The following is an 18,452-nucleotide window of genomic DNA, read 5'->3' as shown; positions in this document are numbered from 1 at the left end:
GCCCGAGGGGCGCGGGGGTGCGTCGATGCGCGGCTGCCCCGCGTGGCACGACACGCCACGACGGACCGGCAGCCGCGCCCGAAACCCCGCGCCCCGGGCTGTTCCGCGCCCTTACATGATCGGGTCGGGCTCGCGGGCCAGGTCGGCCGCGCCCACCATGCCGGCCTTGTTGCCGAGCTGGGCCGCGATCACGTCGGCCACCGGCCGCCAGTTGCCCCCGACCAGCCACCGCTTGTACGACTTGCGGATCGGGTCGAGGACCAGCTCGCCCTCGTCGGAGAGACCGCCGCCGACGATGAAGGCGGAGGGGTCGAAGAGGGAGGCGAGGTCGGCGAGACCCGCGCCGGCCCAGCGGGCCAGCTCGCGGTAGGAGTCGACGGCGACCGGGTCGCCCTGCCGGGCGGCCATGGAGATGTGCTTGCCCTCGATGCCGTCCGGAGTGCCGTCGCCGAGCGCGAGCAGCAGCTCCGCGTTCTCGGGGGTGGCGTTGGCGCGCTGCTTGGCGTACCGGACCAGGGCGCGCCCGGAGGCGTACTGCTCCCAGCAGCCCTGCGAACCGCAGCCGCACAGCAGGCCGTCCGGCACCATCCGGATGTGACCGAACTCGGCGGCCACGCCGAAGTGGCCGCGGCGCAGCTTGTTGCCGATGATGATGCCGCCGCCGAGGCCGGTGCCGAGCGTGATGCAGATGACGTTGCGATGGCCCTTGCCCGCGCCGAACTTGTACTCGCCCCAGGCTGCGGCGTTGGCGTCGTTCTCGACCACGACCGGGAGACCGGTGCGGGCCTCGACCTCTTCCTTGAGCGGCTCGTTGCGCCAGTCGATGTTGGGGGCGAAGTAGACGGTGGAGCGCTGCCGGTTGACGTAACCGGCCGCACCGATGCCCACGCCGACGATCTCGTGTCCGGCACGCGCGCCCTCCACCGCGGAGGCGATGGCGTCCACGATGGCCTCGGGCGTGGTGGGGGTCGGCACCTTGAAGGTCGAGAGGATGTTGCCTTCCTCGTCGACCACGCCGGCCGCGATCTTTGTGCCGCCGATGTCGACGCCGATGGTGAGTCCCATGAATCCCTCAGTTTCGGTCGAGCCCCGCTACGGCCAACCGTACCCGAGGCCCTTGCCGGTGAGGGCTTCAGTCCAGGTCGATGCGCTCTCCGGAGCCGGTCCCCTCGCCGCGGTCGTCGCCGCCCTTGCCCTCGCCGGGCCGCTTCCCGCGCCACTCGTCCGCCACGTCGGCCGGGCCGGAGGTCCAGCGCTGTTCCTGGGACTGGACGGCGGAGCGGTAGGCGGCGAGCAGCTCGTTGCCCGCGGCGGCGAGGTGGTCGAAGACGCCGGGGTTGCGCTCCATGACGGGCTCCACGGCGGCCTTCGCCTGCTCGACGACCTGCTTGACCATCTGCTGGGCGGCGGGTCCGGCGAGGGCGCCGAGGGGTGACTGGAGGCCGGACAGCTTCTCGGCCACCGTGTCCACGAGTTTCCTCAGTTCCTCCGCGGCCGAGCCGGGGGGCGGGCCGTAGGTGGTGCGACGGCGGGCCTTCTCGGCCTCCAGGTCCTCGGCGCAGGCCGTGGCCCAGGCGTCGGCGTCGCTCACCCGCGGCTCCTCGTGCGGTTCGGCGGGGCGCTCTTCGCTCATGGCGGACTCCTGACTGCGGTACGCCCTTACGACGTTACCCGAACGGGAGCCACCGGTTCACCGGGCCGCGGCGGGCCACAGGCCGGGATCCGGGGCGAAGCGCACGCGCAGCTCGCCCTCGCGCAGGCCGGCGCCGGAGACGGTGCAGCGGCGCAGCGCGGAGGGCAGGGAGACGATCCGCCGGAAGGGGCCCGCGGCGATCACGAGTTCGTCGCCGCGCCGGATCAGGTCGAGTTCCTCCCGTATGGCGCCGGGCAGCGGGATGTGCCAGACCAGCACCCCGTCCTCGGCGATCCGGTCGGCGACGGCCCACTCGACGGGGCGGTCCGGCCCGGTGACGGCGGGTACCGCGAGGGCGGCGAGATCGTCCGGGCCGTGCGGGTCGCGGCCGAGGTGCGCCACGGGGTGCACGTCGTACTCCCCCTCCCACTCCGTGATCGCCTCGCGCTGCTGCGCGGCCAGGCCGGCGAGCCAGGCGTCCGGGGCGGTGCCGGGCAGGACGCGGTTGGCGACGAGGGCCTCGGTGCGCAGGCCGCGCAGGGCGAGGCCGAGGCCGGCGGTGCGCAGGGCGCGGGCGGCGGCGGGGCCGGGTTCGGCGACGAGGCGTACGGCGGTGTCGGGGTCGGTGAGGACGGCCTCCACGGCGGCCAGCTCCAGGTCCCAGCGGCCGGCCGTCTCGTACAGCCAGTCGGCGGGCATGGGGACACCGGCCAGCCGGCCCAGCACGGGGCGCAGCGCGCGGGCCGCCTGGCGCTCGGGGGGCAGGAGGCGGCGCAGGTAACGGCGCAGTTCCTCGGGGAGGGCGAGCAGGGCCAGCGCCTGCGGGAGCGGCGGCAGGTCCACGACGAGCAGGTCGTACTTCTCGCAGAGCGCGGCGTCCCGCAGCGCGCGCAGGAACGTCAGCTCCTCGGCGCCGGGCAGCGGGGTGACCTCCTCCGCGTCGAGGCGGGCGGCACCGAGCAGGTCGAGTACGCCGGCGGCACGGCGCTGGAAGTCGGCGAGGTCCTGGCGGAAGCCTTCGGCGGCGTCGGGCCGCCAGACGGTCAGCAGCGGCGCGGCCTCCACGGGCCGCGGTCCCGTCGCCGTGCCCAGCAGCGTCCCCGGGGTGTCCGCCCGCTCGGCGCTCAGCAGCAAGGTCCGACAGCCCCCACGGGCGGCACGCAGCGCGGTGGCGGCGGCGACGGTCGTACGCCCGCTGCCGCCCGGGCCCGTGATCAAAATGGTCCGCATGGGTCGAACGGTAACGGAAGGCGGGACGGCGGTGCCGTGGCCCGGAGCGGACCGGGCGCCGGGTGCGCGGCCGGCCGGACGGGGGGGCGGACTACGCGGATTCGACGCGCTTCTTCAGGCCCGCCAGCGCGCGGTCGATGATGACCTTCTCCGCCTTGCGCTTGATCATGCCCAGCATGGGGATCTTGACGTCGACGGTGAGCTGGTAGGTGACCTCGGTGCCGCCCGTGCCGGTCGGCTTCAGGAGGTAGGAGCCGTCGAGGGAGCGCAGCATCTGGGACTTGACCAGCGTCCAGGAGACCTCGTCCTCGCCGGCCCAGGTGTACGCCAGCGTCTGGTCGTCCTTGATCGCGCCGGCGTCCATGACGAGCCGTACCTGCTCGGCACGCCCCCGCTCGTCGGTCCTGAGGACCTCCGCCTCCTTCACCTCACCGGTCCAGTCCGGGTAGCGCGCGAAGTCGGCGATCACCGCCATGACGTCGGCCGGAGCCGCCTCGATCGTGATGCTCGAACTGGTGTGTTCCGCCATCGTCGTGGCTCCTCCAGATGCGGACCGAAGAGACTGCTGCCGTGCGCGGCCTGCGCACGTGTGTGCAGCGTGAAGGCTACCGTGCGCCCGTCCCGCCCCCGCCTTCGGCCCGTCACCACTCCAGGGCCCACGGCCTCCCGGTTCCCGCGAAGTGCCCCACGTTCACGCACTCCGTCGCCCCGATCCGCATCCTGCGCGCCAGCGGCTGGTGGACGTGGCCGAAGAGCGAGTAGCGCGGGCGGGTGCGCCGGATGGCGTCCAGCAGGGCCCGGCTCCCCCGCTCGAAGCGGCGCGCGACGGTGTCGTAGACCAGCTCCGGCACCTCCGGCGGGATGTGCGTGCACAGCACGTCGACCTCGCCCACCGCCTCGATCTTCGCGGCGTACTCCTCGTCGGAGACCTCGTACGGCGTCCGCATGGGCGTGCGCAGGCCCCCGCCGACGAAGCCGAAGGTCCAGCCGCCGATCTCCACCCGCCGGCCGTCGAGGACGGTGGTGCCGGGGCGGGCGTACTCCGGCCACAGCTGCGGCATGTCGACGTTGCCGTAGGTGGCGTACGTCGGGGTGGGGAAGGCGGCGAAGAGTTCGGCGTACTGCTTGCGCACCGCTTTCTCGATGGCCGTGAAGCGGTCGCCGTCGATCCCGCTCCACAGCCGGGCGCCGAAGGCGCGGGCCTCCTCGAAGCGCCGGGCGGTGCGCAGTTCCACGATGCGGTCGGCGTTCTCCTTGCCGAACAGGTCGGGGAAGATGCCGCGCGCGTGGTCGGCGTAGTCGAGGAAGAGCACGAGGTCGCCCAGGCAGATCAGGGCATCGGCACCCTCGCCGGCCCGCGCCAGGTCCCGGGCGTTGCCGTGCACGTCGCTGACCACATGGACGCGGTGACGGCTGCTTCGAGGGGGTGTGGATGCCATGGCGATCAAGCGTAGGCGTGTGCGCGGCAGGTGAACAGTCCCGGTCGTGGCCTGCGGTTACTCGCCGGTCGGAGCGGCCGTGGACTACTGTGCGCGAAGGAACGCCAACGTGTGTGACGCAGCGAACATCTGGCCGGAACCCCCTGTCGGGAACCACATACCGACGGGTAACGTCCGGGCAGTCCAGTCGTGCTCTGGGTTTCGACCACCGGTAGGCCCGAGCACCAGCCCGAGCCTTGGACCGGACCGTCGCATCACACAACGTCGTGGCGCCGGCGCCCTATGAGGAGCAGCAGTCTTGCGCGAGTTCAGCCTTCCGGCTTTGTACGAGGTCCCTGCCGACGGCAACCTGACCGACATCGTCCGCAGAAACGCCGCGCAGCACCCCGACGTAGCCGTCATCGCCCGCAAGTCGGGCGGTGCCTGGCAGGACGTGACGGCCCGGAAGTTCCTCGCCGAGGTGCACGCCGCCGCCAAGGGACTCATCGCCGCCGGGGTGCAGCCGGGCGACCGCGTGGCCCTGATGTCCCGGACGCGCTACGAGTGGACGCTCCTCGACTTCGCCATCTGGAGCGCGGGCGCGGTGACCGTGCCGGTGTACGAGACCAGCTCGCCGGAGCAGGTGCAGTGGATCCTCTCCGACTCGGGCGCGACGGCCTGCATCGTGGAGCTGGACGCCCACGCGGCCGCCGTGGACGCCGTGCGCGACTCGCTGCCCGCGCTGAAGAGCGTCTGGCAGATCGAGGCCGGCGCGGTGGAGGAGCTGGAACGGCTCGGCCAGGACGTCTCGGAGGCGACGGTGGACGAGCGCTCCTCGCTCGCCCGCGCCGACGACCCGGCCACCATCGTCTACACCAGCGGCACCACCGGGCGCCCCAAGGGCTGTGTCCTCACCCACCGCAGCTTCTTCGCGGAGTGCGGCAACGCCGTGGAGCGGCTGCGTCCGCTGTTCCGCACCGGCGAGTGCTCGGTGCTGCTCTTCCTCCCGCTCGCGCACGTCTTCGGACGGCTGGTGCAGATCGCGCCGATGATGGCGCCCATCAGGCTGGGCTGCGTCCCGGACATCAAGAACCTCACCGACGAACTCGCCTCGTTCCGGCCGACGTTGATCCTCGGTGTGCCGCGCGTCTTCGAGAAGGTCTACAACTCCGCGCGGGCCAAGGCCCAGGCGGACGGCAAGGGCGCCATCTTCGACAAGGCGTCCGACACCGCGATCGCCTACAGCAGGGCCCAGGACACCCCGGCCGGGCCGTCGTTGGGGCTGAAGCTCAAGCACAAGGTCTTCGACAAGCTGGTCTACGGCAAGCTGCGCGCGGTCCTCGGCGGCCGGGGCGAGTACGCCATCTCCGGCGGCGCCCCGCTGGGCGAGCGGCTCGGCCACTTCTTCCGGGGCATCGGCTTCACGGTGCTGGAGGGCTACGGCCTGACGGAGTCCTGCGCGGCCACCGCGTTCAACCCGTGGGACCGGCAGAAGATCGGCACGGTGGGACAGCCGCTGCCGGGCTCGGTGGTGCGGATAGCGGACGACGGCGAGGTGCTGCTGCACGGCGAGCACCTGTTCAAGGAGTACTGGAACAACCCGGGCGCGACGGCGGAGGCGCTGGCCGACGGGTGGTTCCACACCGGCGACATCGGCACCCTGGACGAGGACGGGTACCTGCGGATCACCGGCCGCAAGAAGGAGATCATCGTCACGGCCGGCGGCAAGAACGTGGCCCCCGCGGTGATCGAGGACCGGATCCGCGCGCACGCGCTGGTCGCGGAGTGCATGGTGGTCGGCGACGGGCGGCCGTTCGTCGGCGCGCTCATCACGCTGGACGAGGAGTTCCTGGCGCGCTGGGCCACGGAGCACGGCAAGCCGGCGGGTTCCACCGCGGCGTCCCTGCGCGACGACCCGGAGCTGAACGCCGTGATCCAGGAGGCCGTGGACGACGGCAACGCGGCGGTGTCCAAGGCCGAGTCGGTGCGCAAGTTCCGCATCCTCTCGTCCCAGTTCACGGAGGACTCCGGCCACCTCACCCCGTCGCTGAAGCTCAAGCGGAACGTGGTGGCGAAGGACTACGCGGACGACATCGAGGCGATCTACGCCAAGTAGGCCGTCGCATCGAACGGCCGCCCCGGCGTGGACGGTTGACGGTCCGTCAGGAGTTGACTCATCGACGGACCGTCAGGAGTCGGGTCGTCGACGGACCGCCAGGAACTGACGACTCGTCAGAGCAGGTCCCTCAACCGCTCCGCCAGCAGGTCCCAGCGCCACTTCTCCTCCACCCACTGGCGGCCCCGCTCCCCCATCCGGCGGCGCAGCGCGGGGTCGCCGAGCAGCGTGACGACGCGGTCGGCGACGTCGCGGGGTTCGCCGCCGCGGACCACCCAGCCCGTCTCTCCGTCGAGGACGGCGTCCGGTGCGCCGCCGGAGTCGCCCGCGATGACCGGCAGGCCGGTCGCGGAGGCCTCCAGGTAGACGATGCCGAGGCCCTCGACGTCGAGGCCGCCGCGGCGGGTGCGGCAGGGCATGGCGAAGACGTCGCCCGCGCCGTAGTGGGCGGGCAGCTCCGACCAGGGGACGGCGCCGGTGAAGCGGACCGAGGCGTCCACGCCGGTGTCCCGGGCGAGGCGGCGCAGGTCCTGCTCGTAGGGGCCGCCGCCGACGATCAGCAGGACGGCGTCCGGCTCGGCGGCGAGGATCCGGGGCATGGCCTGGATCAGCGTGTCCTGGCCCTTGCGCGGCACCAGCCGGGAGACGCAGACGACGACCGGGCGGTCGGTGAGGCCGAGCCGGGCGCGCACCTCGTCGCCGCCGGAGGCCGGGTGGAAGGTCTTCTCGTCGACGCCGGGCGGCAGCTGCACCATGCGCCCGGCCGCCTCGGGGGTGAGCGCGCCGGCGATCCGCGAGCGGGTGTACTCGCCCAGGTAGGTGAGCGTGTCCGTGGACTCGCCGATCCGGCGCAGCAGCTGCCGGGCCGCGGGGAGCTGGGCCCAGCCGGCCTCGTGCCCGTGGGTGGTGGCCACCAGGCGCTCGGCCCCGGCCCGGCGCAGCGCGGGCGCCATCAGCCCGAGCGGGGCCGCGGCCCCGAACCACACCGAGGTGCAGCCGTGCTCGCGCAGCAGCCCGGCCGCGCGCCGGGTCGCCCCGGGGGTCGGCAGCAGCATGGTCGTACGGTCGCGTACGACGGTGAAGGGCTGCTCGGCGTCGAAGGCGGCCGTCGCCTCGACGCCCTCCCGGCTCCGCTTCCAGGTGGAGGCGTAGACGACCAGCCGGCTGGGGTCCAGGCGGAGGGCCATGTTGTGCAGGAAGGCCTGGATGCCGCCCGGCCGGGGCGGGAAGTCGTTGGTCACGATCAGGGTCTTGTGCATCGCCGCCGACCCTACCGAATCGGCTCGCCGGGACCGGGCGGGGCCGGGTGCGCTGGCACGGTCCCCGGCGCACGGGACATCATGGTCGCGCGGCGCGGGACGCGAAGCGGAGTCGAACGGCAGGGGAACACGTGGAGACCAAGGACGCCCGGCGATCGCCGGCGTACCTGCTCGCGATCTGGTGCGGCACCCGGGTGGTGCTGCTGCTCTTCGTCCTCGGGGTGTACGTCTTCCCGGGCCCGGACGTCACCACGGACGTCTCGGTGATCTACCACAACTGGTACGAGGTGCTGCGCCACGGCACGTTCCCGCGGGACGACGTCACCTGGCAGTACCCGCCGGCCGCCGCGCTGGCGATCCTCTCCCCCGCCCTGCTGCCCTTCCTGTCGTACGCGCACGCCTTCTTCGCCCTGGCGTTCCTCGCCGACCTGACGGTCCTGGTCCTGCTGCTGTGGCAGGCCCGGCGGCCCGGCCGGTCGCGGCGCGGGGCCTGGGTGTGGGTGGCGGGCGTGCCGCTGCTCGGGCCGACGGTGTACGCGCGCTACGACGTGATGGTGACCGCGGTCGCGGTCGCGGCGCTGCTGGCCGGGGCACGGCACCCCCGGGTGATGGGCGCGCTGGCCGCCTTCGGGGCGCTGCTGAAGGTGTGGCCGGCGCTGCTGCTGGCCGGTGCGGTGCGGCGCCGGGCCTGGGTGTCGGCGGTGGTGACCGGGGCCGTGCTCGCGGCGGCGTTCGCGGTGTCGATGCCGGGCGCGTTCGCCTTCCTGACCTTCCAGCGGGAGCGCGGCACCGAGGTGGAGTCGCTGGGCGCCCTGGTCTTCCATGTGGCCCGGCACTTCGGCTGGCGCGGGCAGGTGCTGCTGAACTACGGGTCGCTGGAGTTCCTGGGCCCGTACGTGCCCGAGGTGAGCGCGGCGGCGCTGGCGCTGACGGCGGGCGCGTTCGGCTGGCTGCTGCTGTGGCGGCTGCGGGCCCGGCGCTTCGCCCCGCACACCCTGGCGGACGCGGCGCTGACGGCCGTCCTGCTCTTCACGCTGACCAGCCGGGTGCTCAGCCCCCAGTACCTGGTGTGGCTGATCGGCCTGGCCGCCGTCTGCCTCACCCACCGCGCCTCCCGGATGACCGCGCCCGCGCTCCTCGTCCTGGCGGCGTCCTTCCTGACGGTCCTGGAGTTCCCCGTGGGCTTCGTCCACGTGGTGTCGAGCGACTGGTACGGCGTCACGCTCATGCTGCTCCGCAACGGCCTGCTGGCCACCGCGACCCTGCTGGCGGCCCACCGCCTGTGGCAGACGACCACCTCCCACCCCCCGGCCACCCCCACCCCACCGACCCCGGCCCGGGAGACCTCGGTCTCGCCCTGAAGGCCATGGTGGCCAGGTACGGCACCTGCTCAGCGCAGTTCGGTCGTGAGGTACTTGCGCCAGCGGGCCGTGAAGGTGTCCGGGCTGACGCCGAGGATCTGGCGCAGGGCGGCCTCGACGGCGCCGGGGCGCTGGGTGTGGGTGCCGACGGCGCGGTAGAAGGCGGCGAGCCGGGCCGGGCCCCACTGGGCGGCGATCATGCGGCAGGCCAGCCAGCCGCTCTCGTAGGCCCGGGCCAGCTCGGTCGGGTCGCTGGTGAAGCCGAAGTCCTTGTCGGCGGGCAGCGCGGCGGGCACGTGGCCGTCGCCGACGGCGCGGGCCAGTTCCGGGGCGGCCTCCGTCGGGGTGCGGTCGGTGCCCAGGTAGCCGATCCAGTCCGCGTAGCCCTCGGACAGCCACAGCGGGGTGGCCGCCGTGGTGTGGGCGCGGGTGGCCACGTGGGTGGTCTCGTGGGTGAGGACGACCTGCTTGCCCATCGTGCCCAGGGCGGCGTACGCCTCCGGGTTGATCACCACCCGGTCGGCCGGCGTCTGTCCCGCGCCGCCCGCCTCCCCGGTCGTCACGGCGGCGATCCCCCGGTAGTCGGCGGCGGGCGAGCCGAGCAGGCCCGCCATGCCCTGGAGGGACTTCGGGACCAGGACCACCACCCGGCGCGTCCAGTCCGTGCCCCACGCCCCGGACACCGCAGGGACCGCCCGGTCGGCCATCCGGGCGTACGCGCGCAGGTCGGCCGGTGCCTGCCCGGTGCCGAGCACGAGGCTGTGGGCGCCGGGTACGGCGGTCACGGTGCCCTGGTCCCACAGCTGCTGCCCGGACTTCCCGGCGGGCCGGTCGGCGGTGACGTACCAGGTGCCGGAGGCGGTGCGGGCCAGGGTGAGGGTGCGCCGGGTGTCGACGGGGGCCCGGTCGTACCCGGCGACCCGGTAGGTCAGGTCGGCGTCGGCGGTGGCCCCCGCGGCGGTGCGGCGCAGGCCGGTGATCCGGTAGGCCCAGGAGGCCAGCGGCAGGGCGCGCAGCCTGGTGTACTCGGTGCGCGCGCCCGTCGCGCCGTACGCCCCCGCGTCGTGCCGCAGCAGTGCCGCCGAGCGCAGGTCCAGCAGGTGCTGCACCTCGCCCTTCGCGGAGTCGGCCGCCGTCGGCCCGCCGCACGCGGTCAGGGGTAGCAGCAGGCACAGGGCCATCGCCCCGACGCTCCTCACCCGCCTGCCACCGGCCATCACCCGATCGTACGGCGCGCCGCTCGGGCGTCAGGGCCGGGTCACCGAGGAGACCGGCATCATCCCCACGGGGTCGTAGCGCACCGCCGCCCCGGGATAGGGCGCGTGGATGACCTGGCCGTGGCCGACGTACATCGCCACATGGCTGGCGTCGGAGCGGTAGACCACCAGGTCACCGGGGCGGGCCTCGGAGAGCGGGACCTGCCGTCCGGCGAACCGCTGCTCCTGGGAGGTGCGCGGCAACTGGATGCCGGCGTGCGCGTACGCCCACTGCATCAGGCCCGAACAGTCGAAACCGGTCGGCCCGTTGGCGCCCCACACATAGGGGCGGCCGAGCGCGGAGCGGACGGCGGCCAGGGCCATGGCGGCGCGCACGCCGGGGGCGCCGGTCAGGGCGGGCAGGTCGAGACGGCCGGGGCCGGCCGAGCGGGAGGACCGCCCGTAGGCGACGCGGTCGGCCGCGGGCAGCGAGTTCAGCAGCTGCCGGGCCCGCGCGAGCTTGCCCTCCACCGTCCGCTTGTGCGCGGCGACCGCCCGGCGGCCGCGCTCCAGCGCGGCGAGCTTCGTGGCCGCCTCCGCCCGCTCCTGGTCCAGCTCGCGCAGCGCGGAGCGCAACCGCCGCAGCCGCCCCGCCTCCTGGGCGTCGATGCGGTCGAGGGTGGAGGCCCGGTCGAGGTACTCGTCGGGGTCGTCGGAGAAGAGCAGCTCGACGGCCGGGTCGACGCCGCCCGAGCGGTACTGCGCCCCGGCGAGCGAACCCAGCTCCTCGCGCAGCGCGTTGACGTCCTGCTGGCGGCGGGCGACGCGGTCCTGGGCGTAGCGGACCTCGCGGCGCAGCGCGTCGGTGCGCTCCTCGGCCCTGTCGTAGGCCTGGGTCGCCCGCTCGGCCTCCGTGTAGAGCCGGTCCACCTCGGCGCGGGCGTCGGTGCGCGGCGCGGCGTGCGCCGGAGCGCCGCCGAGGGCCGCGGCGGCGGCCGACAGTGCGCACAGGGCGGCCGCGCCCCGGTCGAATCCGGCCGGTGCGCGGCGCCGACCGGACGGTGCAAGGCTGCGATGGGACCCCACGGGTTGCCGAACCCCTTCCACTGGCTGACACGGACGACGTTCCCCGGCGCCTGGGGACGGGGAGGCCCCGGCGCCGGGGAAACGCGGCAGACAGTAGCCGTGCGGAAGGGCCGCGACCAAAGGCCGCGACGGCGACGAAGAGTGACGCCCCGCCGCTGACGCAGGTCACCGGCGGGGCGTGGAGTCAGTTTCCGTCCCGCGGATTCGCCCGATCGGGCGTCCTCCGCGGGGAGCGGCGGGGTTTAGACCCGGACGCCGAACTGGAAGGGCATGTCGGCCATGGCCTCGTAGCGCACGGACGCGCCGGTGTGCGGGGCGTGCAGCACCTGGCCGTTGCCCGCGTACAGGCCGACGTGGTGGATGTCGCTGTAGAAGAACACCAGGTCGCCGACCTTGAGCTGGCTCTGGCTGTAGATCCGGGTGCCTATGTTGGCCTGCTCCTGGGAGGTGCGCGGGATGGAGACGCCGGCCTGCGCGTAGGCGTAGGAGGTCAGACCCGAGCAGTCGAAGGAGGAGGGGCCGGTGGCGCCGTAGACGTACGGCTTGCCTATCTGGGCCTGCGCGGCGGCGAAGGCCGACGCGGCGCGGCCGGAACCGGCCGGGACGTTGCCGAGGTTCACGCGCTCGCTGGAGGAGCGGTCGGCACGCTGCTGCTGGGCGGCGAGGTCGGCCTTCTCCTTGGCGGTGAGGCTGTTGAGGATCTTCTGGGCCGCGGCGAGCTTGGCCTGGACTTCCTTCTTCTTGTTGCCCAGTTCGGTGCGGGTGTCCGCGAGGTCCTTGAGCTTCTCGGTGGCCTCGGAGCGCTCCTGGGCGAGTTCGCGCTGCTTGCCCTGGATCTTGCGCAGCGCGTCGACCTGCTGGCCGCTCAGCTGGTCGAGGGTGGACGCCTTGTCGAGGAAGGTGTCCGGGTCCGAGGAGAGGAAGAGCTGGACCGAGGGGTCGATACCGCCGGAGCGGTACTGGGCCGTGGCCAGCGAACCCAGGCCGTCGCGCAGCTTGTTGAGGTCTTCCTGACCCCGCGCGACGTTGTCCTGGATGGTGGAGATCTCCTTCTGGAGCTTCTGCTGCTTCTCCTTGGCGCCGTTGTACTTCTCGGTGGCCTGCTCGGCCTGCTCGTACAGCTTGTCGACCTTGGACTTGACCTGGTCCTTGCTGAGCTTCTCGCTCGGCGCGGCATTCGCGGCGTTCGCGCTGAGCACGACGGCTGCGGCGGCTGCGGTGGTCAGCACGGTCACGCGTGCACGGCTCTGCTGCTTGGGTCGACGGTGGGACGCCACGGAGGACGAACTCCTTCTTGTGAGTGTTCACCCGTTCGGAGGTTCGAGCCCCGACCCTAGTGACCATGTTGTGATCATTCAAATCCCCACGGCAAAAAATCTCGTCACGCAATGCATTTTTTGCGCACAATCCACGAGCAGTGATGGGCGATTGACCCTACGTTGCGTAACGGGGCGCCCAATTCGGGCATTAACGCTGCCCGTTGGACCTTCAGGACAGTCGCTTCAGAAGCACCGCAGAGGCCACGGGACGGGCACCGGCCCGCGCGACGCCGTCGGCCACCTCGCGGTCGGTGGAGGCGACGATGACCGGACGGCCCGGCGGCTCCGCGCGCACCAGCTGCCGGATCAGCTCGTCGGCCGTGACGCCTGGCTTGGAGAACAGCACCCGCACCCCGCGCGGCGGCGCGAGCAGCACCGGCGCGGCCAGTTCGGCGCCGTCGAAGACGCAGGTCACCTCGGCGCCGGTCTGCGCGGCGAGCGCGGAGAGCTGGCCCAGCAGACGCAGCCGCTGCTTCTCCAGCGGCATCTGCGGATAGCCGGTCTTGGTCACGTTGTAGCCGTCGACGACCAGATGCGCCTGCGGCAGCGCGAGCAACTGGTCCAGGATCGCCGGGTCGTGCTCGGACAGGGCGCGCGCCGCGATGTCCTTCGGCGTCATCCGGCCCGGCTCGACCGCGTCGACGGTCTCGGCCGGGCGCACGGACACCGGCGGCAGCGCCAGCTCGCGCCGCAGACCCTGGGTGGCGTCCAGGAGGGTGTCCAGGAGCAGCCGTACCCGCATGTCCTCCACGCTGCGGCCCTCGCGGGCGGCCTTGCGGGTGGCCTCCAGGGCCGCCTCCGCCTCGCCGAGCCGCGCCTTGAGCCGCCGCGACTCGCTCTCCGCGGCCGACACCCGGGTGTGCGCCTCGGCGCGTACGGCGTCCATCTCGCCCTGCGCCTTGCGCAGCGCGGCCTCGCCCCGGCGCACGTCGCTCTGCGCGGAGCGCAGCTTGCGGTGCAGCGACTCCACGTCCCGCCGCGCCGACTCCAGCTCCATGCGCAGCCGTTCGGTCTCGGACCTGGTGTGCTCGCGGGCGCGGTCCAAGTCGGCGCGCAGCCGCTCCAGTTCGGCGCGGCTCTCCTCGTCGGCCCGCTCGGCGTCGGCGCGCTGGGCCTCCTCGCCGGCCGCGGTGACCAGCTTCACCCAGCCCGCCGGGCGCAGCACATAGGCCGCCGCCGCCACGTCGAGCGGGTCGACGGCCGCGGGCGCCGAGCCGGAGTCGAGGGCGCCGGCCAGCTCCGGCTGCCCGGCCCGGAACTTCTCCCCGATCCGCTGCCGGAAGAGCGTGTCGGTCTCCAGCGCCGCGGCCATCGCGTTCCCCGCGAACTTCGCGCGACGATTCGGGGCGAACCGGGCGTACTGCCGCAACTGCGCGGGCAGTTCGGCCACGGTCAGCCTGCCGAAGCAGTCCGAGACGATCCCCACGACCCTGCGGCGCACCCCCTCGGGCAGCGGACGGTCAAGCACCTCAGCGGTGCCGTCGCCCGGCCCCCCGCCCGCGCTCTCCACCATCCGTCACACCCCACTACCTTGCCGAAGAAATGCCGTGCGGGCCCGCCCCGTCAGGAGTCGGCACCCGGCCTGTCCACCAGTTCCACCTGGTCCACCGCGTTGCACCAGCGGCAGCGCACCGATTCGATCGTCTCACTGACCACTTTGCGCTCCTCCACCGTCGGCTCCCCCGCGAGGTCGAGGTGGACATACTCCACGACCTTCGAGGAACGTGTGACGTCGAAGCGGGTGAGGTTGCCGCACAGGGTGCAGCGCCATCGCGTCGTGGCAGTCGGCTGGGGAACCGTCATCGTGCCCTTCCCAGGTCGGTCGGTCCGCGCCGGCGGGCCGACGCGTGTGGCTCGTAACCCTACGGCCTGGCGGCCGTTCGCCGCCCGCCCGTCCACGGCGGCGAGGCGGTCTGTCAGCTTGCGTCCGGTTACGTCATGCTCTGTGTTCATGATCAGCGAGTGGAGCGCGGCGGCCGGCAGGACCTTCAGGACCCTCAGGGACGCGCCGATGACGTACGGCCTCATCGCCCTGTGCTGCCTGATCTTCGTACTGGGCCCCGCCTCCGGGATCGTCCCCGGGTACGGCACCGGATATGTGCTGCTGGACGCGCAGCGGGTGTACTTCCGGCACTGGGGGGTGGTCCCGGCCGAGCTGCTCGCCGGGCCCTGGGCGCACGCGCTGACCCCGGTCACGGCGCTGTTCGTGCACGGCAACTGGGTGCATCTGCTCGGCAACATGCTCTTCCTCCTCGTCTTCGGCGTGCTGACCGAGGAGCGGATGGGCCGTGTGGAGTTCACCCTCTTCTACGTCGGCTGCGGATATCTGGCCCTGCTGGGGTACGCGGTCGCCAACGACACGTCCGAGCAGTCGCTGGTCGGGGCCTCCGGGGCGATCTCGGCGGTGCTCGGCGCGTTTCTCTTCCTGTTCCCGCGGGCCCGTGTCACCAGTCTCCTGCCGTTCCTCTTCTTCCTGCCGCTGCGCTTCCCGGCGTGGGTGGTCCTGCCGTTCTGGGTGACGCTGCAATGGCTCGCGGCGGGGCGCTCGGCGCAGGGTCCGGGGGTGGCGTACCTGGCGCACCTGGTGGGGTTCGGGGCCGGGTTCGTCTACGCGTGGGTGCGCTACGGGCGGCGGGGGAGCCCGCAGGGCGGCCTCGGCGCGGCGGCGGCAGCGGGAGACGGGCGGGCTAGAGTGAAATGCGCACCTGAACCGGTACCCGAGGGAGAGAACCAGCCGTGATCACCGCGATCGTCCTCATCAAGACCAGCGTGGACCGGATCCCCGAGATCGCCGAGCAGATCGCTTCGCTGGAGTCGGTGAGCGAGGTCTTCTCCGTGACCGGCACGTACGACCTGATCGCCATGGTGCGGGTGCGCGAGCACGAGGACCTGGCCGACGTGATCCCGGGGCGGATCAGCAAGATCCCCGGCGTCGAGGCGACCGACACGCACGTGGCGTTCCGCACCTACTCCCAGCACGACCTGGAGGCGGCCTTCGCGATCGGTCTGGACTCCTGACCGCCTGAAAGCCGCCCCACCGGCCGGTCACCCGCTCACGCCACCGGGACGCAGCGCCCGCCCTCCGTCCGGTACGTCCACTGCGCGCCCTCGGTCACCAGCCGTCGTACCGCGGTGACGAAGCGGTCCACGTGCTCGTCCGGGGTGCCCGCGCCGAAGCTCGCGCGGATGGCGTTCAGGGACGGGGCGCCGCACTCGGCCGGGGCCTCGGGGGCAGTACCGAGCAGGGTGCGCAGCAGGGGGTGGGCGCAGAAGAGGCCGTCGCGGACGCCGATGCCGTACTCGGCGGAGAGGGCGGCGGCGAAGTGGGAGCTGTTCCAGCCGTCCACCACGAAGGAGATCACGCCGACCCGCGGGGCGTCGTCGCCGAACAGCGACAGGACCCTGACCTGGGGGATCCCGGCGAGACCCGTGCGCACCCGGTCGATCAGGTACCGCTCACGGGCGACCAGCGACTCCCAGCCGGCCTCGGTGAGGGCGGCGCAGGCGGAGGCGACGGCGTAGGCGCCGATGACGTTCGGGGAGCCCGCCTCGTGCCGGGCGGCGTCCTCGTGCCACTCCACCTCCACTCCCCCGTCCGCGCGCCGGGCGACCCGGCGGCTGGCGCCGCCGCCCGCGAGGTAGGGCTCGGCGTCCCGCAGCCAGTCGGCGCGGCCGGCCAGCACACCCGCGCCGAACGGGGCGTACAGCTTGTGCCCGGAGAAGGCGACCCAGTCGACGTCCAGGTCCACCAGGGACACCGGGTGGTGCGGGACCAGCTGGGCGGCGTCCAGGACGATCCGGGCGCCGTGGGCGTGCGCGGCGGCGGCCAGCTCGCGCACCGGCCACAGCTCCCCGGTGACGTTGGAGGCGCCGGTGACGCAGACCAGGGCCGGGCCGTACGGGTCCCGGTCGGCGAGGGCCCGCTCCAGCGTCTCGACGGCCTGCCGCGGGCTGCGCGGCGCGTCCAGGTAGGTGACCTGGGCGTCCTGCCAGGGCAGCAGCGAGGCGTGGTGCTCGGTCTCGAAGACGAAGACCCGGCAGCCGGCCGGGACCGCCCGGGCCAGCAGGTTCAGCGAGTCCGTGGTCGAGCGGGTGAAGACCACCTGGTCGTCGGCGCGGCAGCCGAGGAACTCCGCGACCGTGCGGCGGGCCTTCTCGAACAGGTCGGTGGAGAACTGGGAGAGGTACCCGGCGCCCCGGTGGACGCTGCCGTAGTACGGCGCGTAGGCGGCCACGTCGTCCCAGACGCGCTGGAGGGCGGGGGCGCTGGCCGCGTAGTCGAGGGCCGCGTAGGTGATGCTGCCACCGGTGACGAGCGGGACGGTGACATCCCGCCCCAGAACGGGCAGCGGCGGACAGATCGACTGGTCGGCGGCAACGGCGGAGACAGGCGTGGCGACAGACATGGGGTGACTCCCGTGAAGGACGTACGCCGAAGGGACGGCGCACGGAAAAGGTGAAAAGGGTGCGCGGAAGCGGGGCTCGGCGGCCCTAGCGCATTCGCTTGCTCACGGGGGGCTCCCTCGTACGACCAGGATCCCTGGCCCGACGCCGCTGGAAGCGTCCGAGGGATCCGCGCTTGCCGTAGACCTCGCTGCCTACGGCCTGGTCCTCACCCGGGGCACCCCGCCACGGACGGAGGGTTGCCGGACAGTCGGCCGGGGCCTCATGACTGTCACTCATGACCTGGTACGGAACGTACGCGAGAAGATCGACGTCCCGCAACCCGTGTCCGGATCGCGGGACGATCGACCGTCGAGCGGGGGCCGTCACGCGTGGCTGGCGGCCACCCAGCGCTCCAGGGACCGCTTCGCCGCGCCCGAGTCGATGGACTCCGCGGCCTTCGCCATCCCCGCGCGCAACTGCTCGGTGAGCGGGGCGTCGGCCGGCTCCAGGGCAGTCAGGGCCGCCGCCGAGTTCAGCAGCACCGCGTCCCGTACGGCGCCCCGCTCGCCGTCCAGCAGCCGGCGGGCCACCTCCGCGTTGTACGCGGCGTCCGCGCCGCGCAGGGCCTCCACGGGGGCCAGCTCGATGCCGACGTCCCGCGGGTCGAAGACCTCCTCCGAGACCTTGCCGTCCCGCACCACCCACACCCGGGAGGTGGCGGTGACGGTCAGCTCGTCCAGACCGTCGTCGCCCCGGAAGACCAGCGCGGAGTTGCCGCGCTCGGCGAAGACGCCGGCCACCACGGGCGCCATGCGCGGGTCGGCGACGCCCACCGCCTGGGCGCGCACCTTGGCCGGGTTGGTCAGCGGACCGAGCACGTTGAAGGTCGTACGGATGCCCAACTGACCGCGGGCGGCGGCGACATGGCGCAGCGAGGGGTGGAACTTCACCGCGAAGCAGATGGTGATGCCGGCCTCCTCGGCGACCTCGGCGACGCGCTTCGGGGTCAGCTGGAGGTTGATGCCGAGCTTCTCCAGGACGTCGGAGGAGCCGGAGGCGGAGGACGCGGCGCGGTTGCCGTGCTTGACCACCTTGGCGCCGGTGCCCGCGACCACGATCGCGGACATGGTGGAGATGTTCACCGTCTTGGCGCCGTCGCCGCCGGTGCCGACGATGTCGACGGCCGGACCCGGCACCTCGATCACGTTCGCGTGCTCGTACATGGTGCGCACGAGCCCGGAGATCTCCTCGACGGTCTCGCCCTTGGCGCGCAGCGCCACCATGAACCCGGCGATCTGGGCGTCCGTCGCCTCGCCGCGCATGATCAGGTCCATCGCCCACGCGGTGTCGTCGGCGGACAGGTTCTCGCCGGTCAGCAGGCCGTTCAGCAGGGCGGGCCAGGAGCGGCCCGCCGCGGTGTCGCCGCCAGCGGGGGTCACAGCGCTCAT

General features: G+C 73.2%; 17 protein-coding genes and 1 riboswitch. Of the genes, 4 read left to right on the top strand and 13 right to left on the bottom strand.

Translation table 11 applies throughout. From position 1 onward, the window contains the following. Positions 1-111 precede the first annotated feature (111 nt). From AB0927_RS05010 to AB0927_RS04990, 5 genes are all read right to left on the bottom strand, one after another. Complete coding sequence (locus AB0927_RS05010; RefSeq protein ID WP_366666124.1) at positions 112-1,065, bottom strand: ROK family glucokinase; 954 nt, start codon at positions 1,063-1,065, stop codon at positions 112-114. A gap of 67 nt (positions 1,066-1,132) precedes the next feature. Further along, the gene (locus AB0927_RS05005; RefSeq protein WP_366666123.1) at positions 1,133-1,633 is read right to left on the bottom strand and encodes a DUF5304 domain-containing protein; all 501 of its coding nucleotides are present in this window, start codon (positions 1,631-1,633) and stop codon (positions 1,133-1,135) included. Positions 1,634-1,690: 57 nt separating this feature from the next. Further along, on the bottom strand, positions 1,691-2,863 hold the full coding sequence (locus AB0927_RS05000) for an ArsA-related P-loop ATPase (RefSeq protein ID WP_366666122.1): 1,173 nt from the start codon (positions 2,861-2,863) through the stop codon (positions 1,691-1,693). Positions 2,864-2,954: 91 nt separating this feature from the next. Further along, complete coding sequence (locus AB0927_RS04995) at positions 2,955-3,392, bottom strand: SRPBCC family protein (RefSeq protein ID WP_366666121.1); 438 nt, start codon at positions 3,390-3,392, stop codon at positions 2,955-2,957. Between the two features lie 112 nt (positions 3,393-3,504). Further along, entirely contained in the window at positions 3,505-4,302 is a 798-nt protein-coding gene (locus tag AB0927_RS04990; protein ID WP_366666120.1) for a metallophosphoesterase, read from the bottom strand. Positions 4,303-4,600: 298 nt separating this feature from the next. On the opposite strand from AB0927_RS04990, the gene AB0927_RS04985 reads away from it, so the two are divergent. Next, positions 4,601-6,397 (top strand): AMP-dependent synthetase/ligase, encoded by a 1,797-nt coding sequence (locus AB0927_RS04985; protein WP_366666119.1) that lies wholly within the window; start codon positions 4,601-4,603, stop codon positions 6,395-6,397. A gap of 116 nt (positions 6,398-6,513) precedes the next feature. Here the strand turns inward: AB0927_RS04985 and AB0927_RS04980 are convergent, their stop codons facing one another. Continuing rightward, the gene (locus AB0927_RS04980) at positions 6,514-7,656 is read right to left on the bottom strand and encodes a glycosyltransferase family 4 protein (protein WP_366666118.1); all 1,143 of its coding nucleotides are present in this window, start codon (positions 7,654-7,656) and stop codon (positions 6,514-6,516) included. 131 nt (positions 7,657-7,787) lie between these two features. Here AB0927_RS04980 and AB0927_RS04975 point away from each other — a divergent pair, with 131 nt between their 5' ends. Next, on the top strand, positions 7,788-9,017 hold the full coding sequence (locus tag AB0927_RS04975; protein ID WP_366666117.1) for a glycosyltransferase family 87 protein: 1,230 nt from the start codon (positions 7,788-7,790) through the stop codon (positions 9,015-9,017). A gap of 29 nt (positions 9,018-9,046) precedes the next feature. On the opposite strand, the gene AB0927_RS04970 is transcribed toward AB0927_RS04975, so the two are convergent. The 5 genes from AB0927_RS04970 to AB0927_RS04950 all read right to left on the bottom strand — a co-directional run bounded on the left by AB0927_RS04970 (position 9,047) and on the right by AB0927_RS04950 (position 14,421). After that, on the bottom strand, positions 9,047-10,234 hold the full coding sequence (locus tag AB0927_RS04970; RefSeq protein ID WP_366666116.1) for a hypothetical protein: 1,188 nt from the start codon (positions 10,232-10,234) through the stop codon (positions 9,047-9,049). Between the two features lie 30 nt (positions 10,235-10,264). Next, positions 10,265-11,299, bottom strand: a complete 1,035-nt coding sequence (locus tag AB0927_RS04965; RefSeq protein ID WP_366666115.1) for a C40 family peptidase — start codon at positions 11,297-11,299, stop codon at positions 10,265-10,267. Positions 11,300-11,541: 242 nt separating this feature from the next. Continuing rightward, positions 11,542-12,576 carry an NlpC/P60 family protein gene (locus tag AB0927_RS04960; RefSeq protein ID WP_366666114.1) on the bottom strand — a complete coding sequence of 345 codons (1,035 nt, stop codon included), beginning with the start codon at positions 12,574-12,576 and terminating at the stop codon, positions 11,542-11,544. A gap of 211 nt (positions 12,577-12,787) precedes the next feature. Continuing rightward, complete coding sequence (locus AB0927_RS04955) at positions 12,788-14,131, bottom strand: NYN domain-containing protein (protein WP_366666113.1); 1,344 nt, start codon at positions 14,129-14,131, stop codon at positions 12,788-12,790. A gap of 50 nt (positions 14,132-14,181) precedes the next feature. After that, complete coding sequence (locus tag AB0927_RS04950; protein WP_366666112.1) at positions 14,182-14,421, bottom strand: hypothetical protein; 240 nt, start codon at positions 14,419-14,421, stop codon at positions 14,182-14,184. Positions 14,422-14,569: 148 nt separating this feature from the next. Here AB0927_RS04950 and AB0927_RS04945 point away from each other — a divergent pair, with 148 nt between their 5' ends. Beyond that, positions 14,570-15,358 carry a rhomboid family intramembrane serine protease gene (locus AB0927_RS04945; RefSeq protein ID WP_366666111.1) on the top strand — a complete coding sequence of 263 codons (789 nt, stop codon included), beginning with the start codon at positions 14,570-14,572 and terminating at the stop codon, positions 15,356-15,358. Further along, complete coding sequence (locus AB0927_RS04940) at positions 15,355-15,636, top strand: Lrp/AsnC ligand binding domain-containing protein (RefSeq protein WP_037652980.1); 282 nt, start codon at positions 15,355-15,357, stop codon at positions 15,634-15,636. Before AB0927_RS04945 ends, AB0927_RS04940 begins: the two co-directional genes overlap by 4 nt. Before the next feature lie 35 nt (positions 15,637-15,671). On the opposite strand, the gene AB0927_RS04935 is transcribed toward AB0927_RS04940, so the two are convergent. After that, the gene (locus AB0927_RS04935) at positions 15,672-17,024 is read right to left on the bottom strand and encodes an aminotransferase class V-fold PLP-dependent enzyme (protein WP_366666110.1); all 1,353 of its coding nucleotides are present in this window, start codon (positions 17,022-17,024) and stop codon (positions 15,672-15,674) included. A 164-nt stretch (positions 17,025-17,188) separates the two neighbouring features. Further along, a riboswitch (SAM riboswitch) is annotated at positions 17,189-17,305 on the bottom strand. Positions 17,306-17,387: 82 nt separating this feature from the next. Further along, entirely contained in the window at positions 17,388-18,452 is a 1,065-nt protein-coding gene (trpD, locus tag AB0927_RS04930) for an anthranilate phosphoribosyltransferase (RefSeq protein ID WP_366666109.1), read from the bottom strand.

The organism is Streptomyces sp. NPDC048106, from assembly GCF_040706415.1.
Lineage (GTDB): Bacteria > Actinomycetota > Actinomycetes > Streptomycetales > Streptomycetaceae > Streptomyces.
The sequence above is the reverse complement of the archived record's forward strand: the minus strand, read 5'-3'. Positions and strand labels throughout refer to the sequence as shown.

Coding starts and splice junctions, on each gene's coding strand:
- AB0927_RS05010 (WP_366666124.1), bottom strand. CDS start 1,065: ATGGGACTCACCATCGGCGTCGACATCGGCGGCACAAAGATCGCGGCC.
- AB0927_RS05005 (WP_366666123.1), bottom strand. CDS start 1,633: ATGAGCGAAGAGCGCCCCGCCGAACCGCACGAGGAGCCGCGGGTGAGC.
- AB0927_RS05000 (WP_366666122.1), bottom strand. CDS start 2,863: ATGCGGACCATTTTGATCACGGGCCCGGGCGGCAGCGGGCGTACGACC.
- AB0927_RS04995 (WP_366666121.1), bottom strand. CDS start 3,392: ATGGCGGAACACACCAGTTCGAGCATCACGATCGAGGCGGCTCCGGCC.
- AB0927_RS04990 (WP_366666120.1), bottom strand. CDS start 4,302: ATGGCATCCACACCCCCTCGAAGCAGCCGTCACCGCGTCCATGTGGTC.
- AB0927_RS04980 (WP_366666118.1), bottom strand. CDS start 7,656: ATGCACAAGACCCTGATCGTGACCAACGACTTCCCGCCCCGGCCGGGC.
- AB0927_RS04970 (WP_366666116.1), bottom strand. CDS start 10,234: ATGGCCGGTGGCAGGCGGGTGAGGAGCGTCGGGGCGATGGCCCTGTGC.
- AB0927_RS04955 (WP_366666113.1), bottom strand. CDS start 14,131: ATGGTGGAGAGCGCGGGCGGGGGGCCGGGCGACGGCACCGCTGAGGTG.
- AB0927_RS04950 (WP_366666112.1), bottom strand. CDS start 14,421: ATGACGGTTCCCCAGCCGACTGCCACGACGCGATGGCGCTGCACCCTG.
- AB0927_RS04945 (WP_366666111.1), top strand. CDS start 14,570: ATGATCAGCGAGTGGAGCGCGGCGGCCGGCAGGACCTTCAGGACCCTC.
- AB0927_RS04935 (WP_366666110.1), bottom strand. CDS start 17,024: ATGTCTGTCGCCACGCCTGTCTCCGCCGTTGCCGCCGACCAGTCGATC.
- trpD (WP_366666109.1), bottom strand. CDS start 18,452: ATGAGCGCTGTGACCCCCGCTGGCGGCGACACCGCGGCGGGCCGCTCC.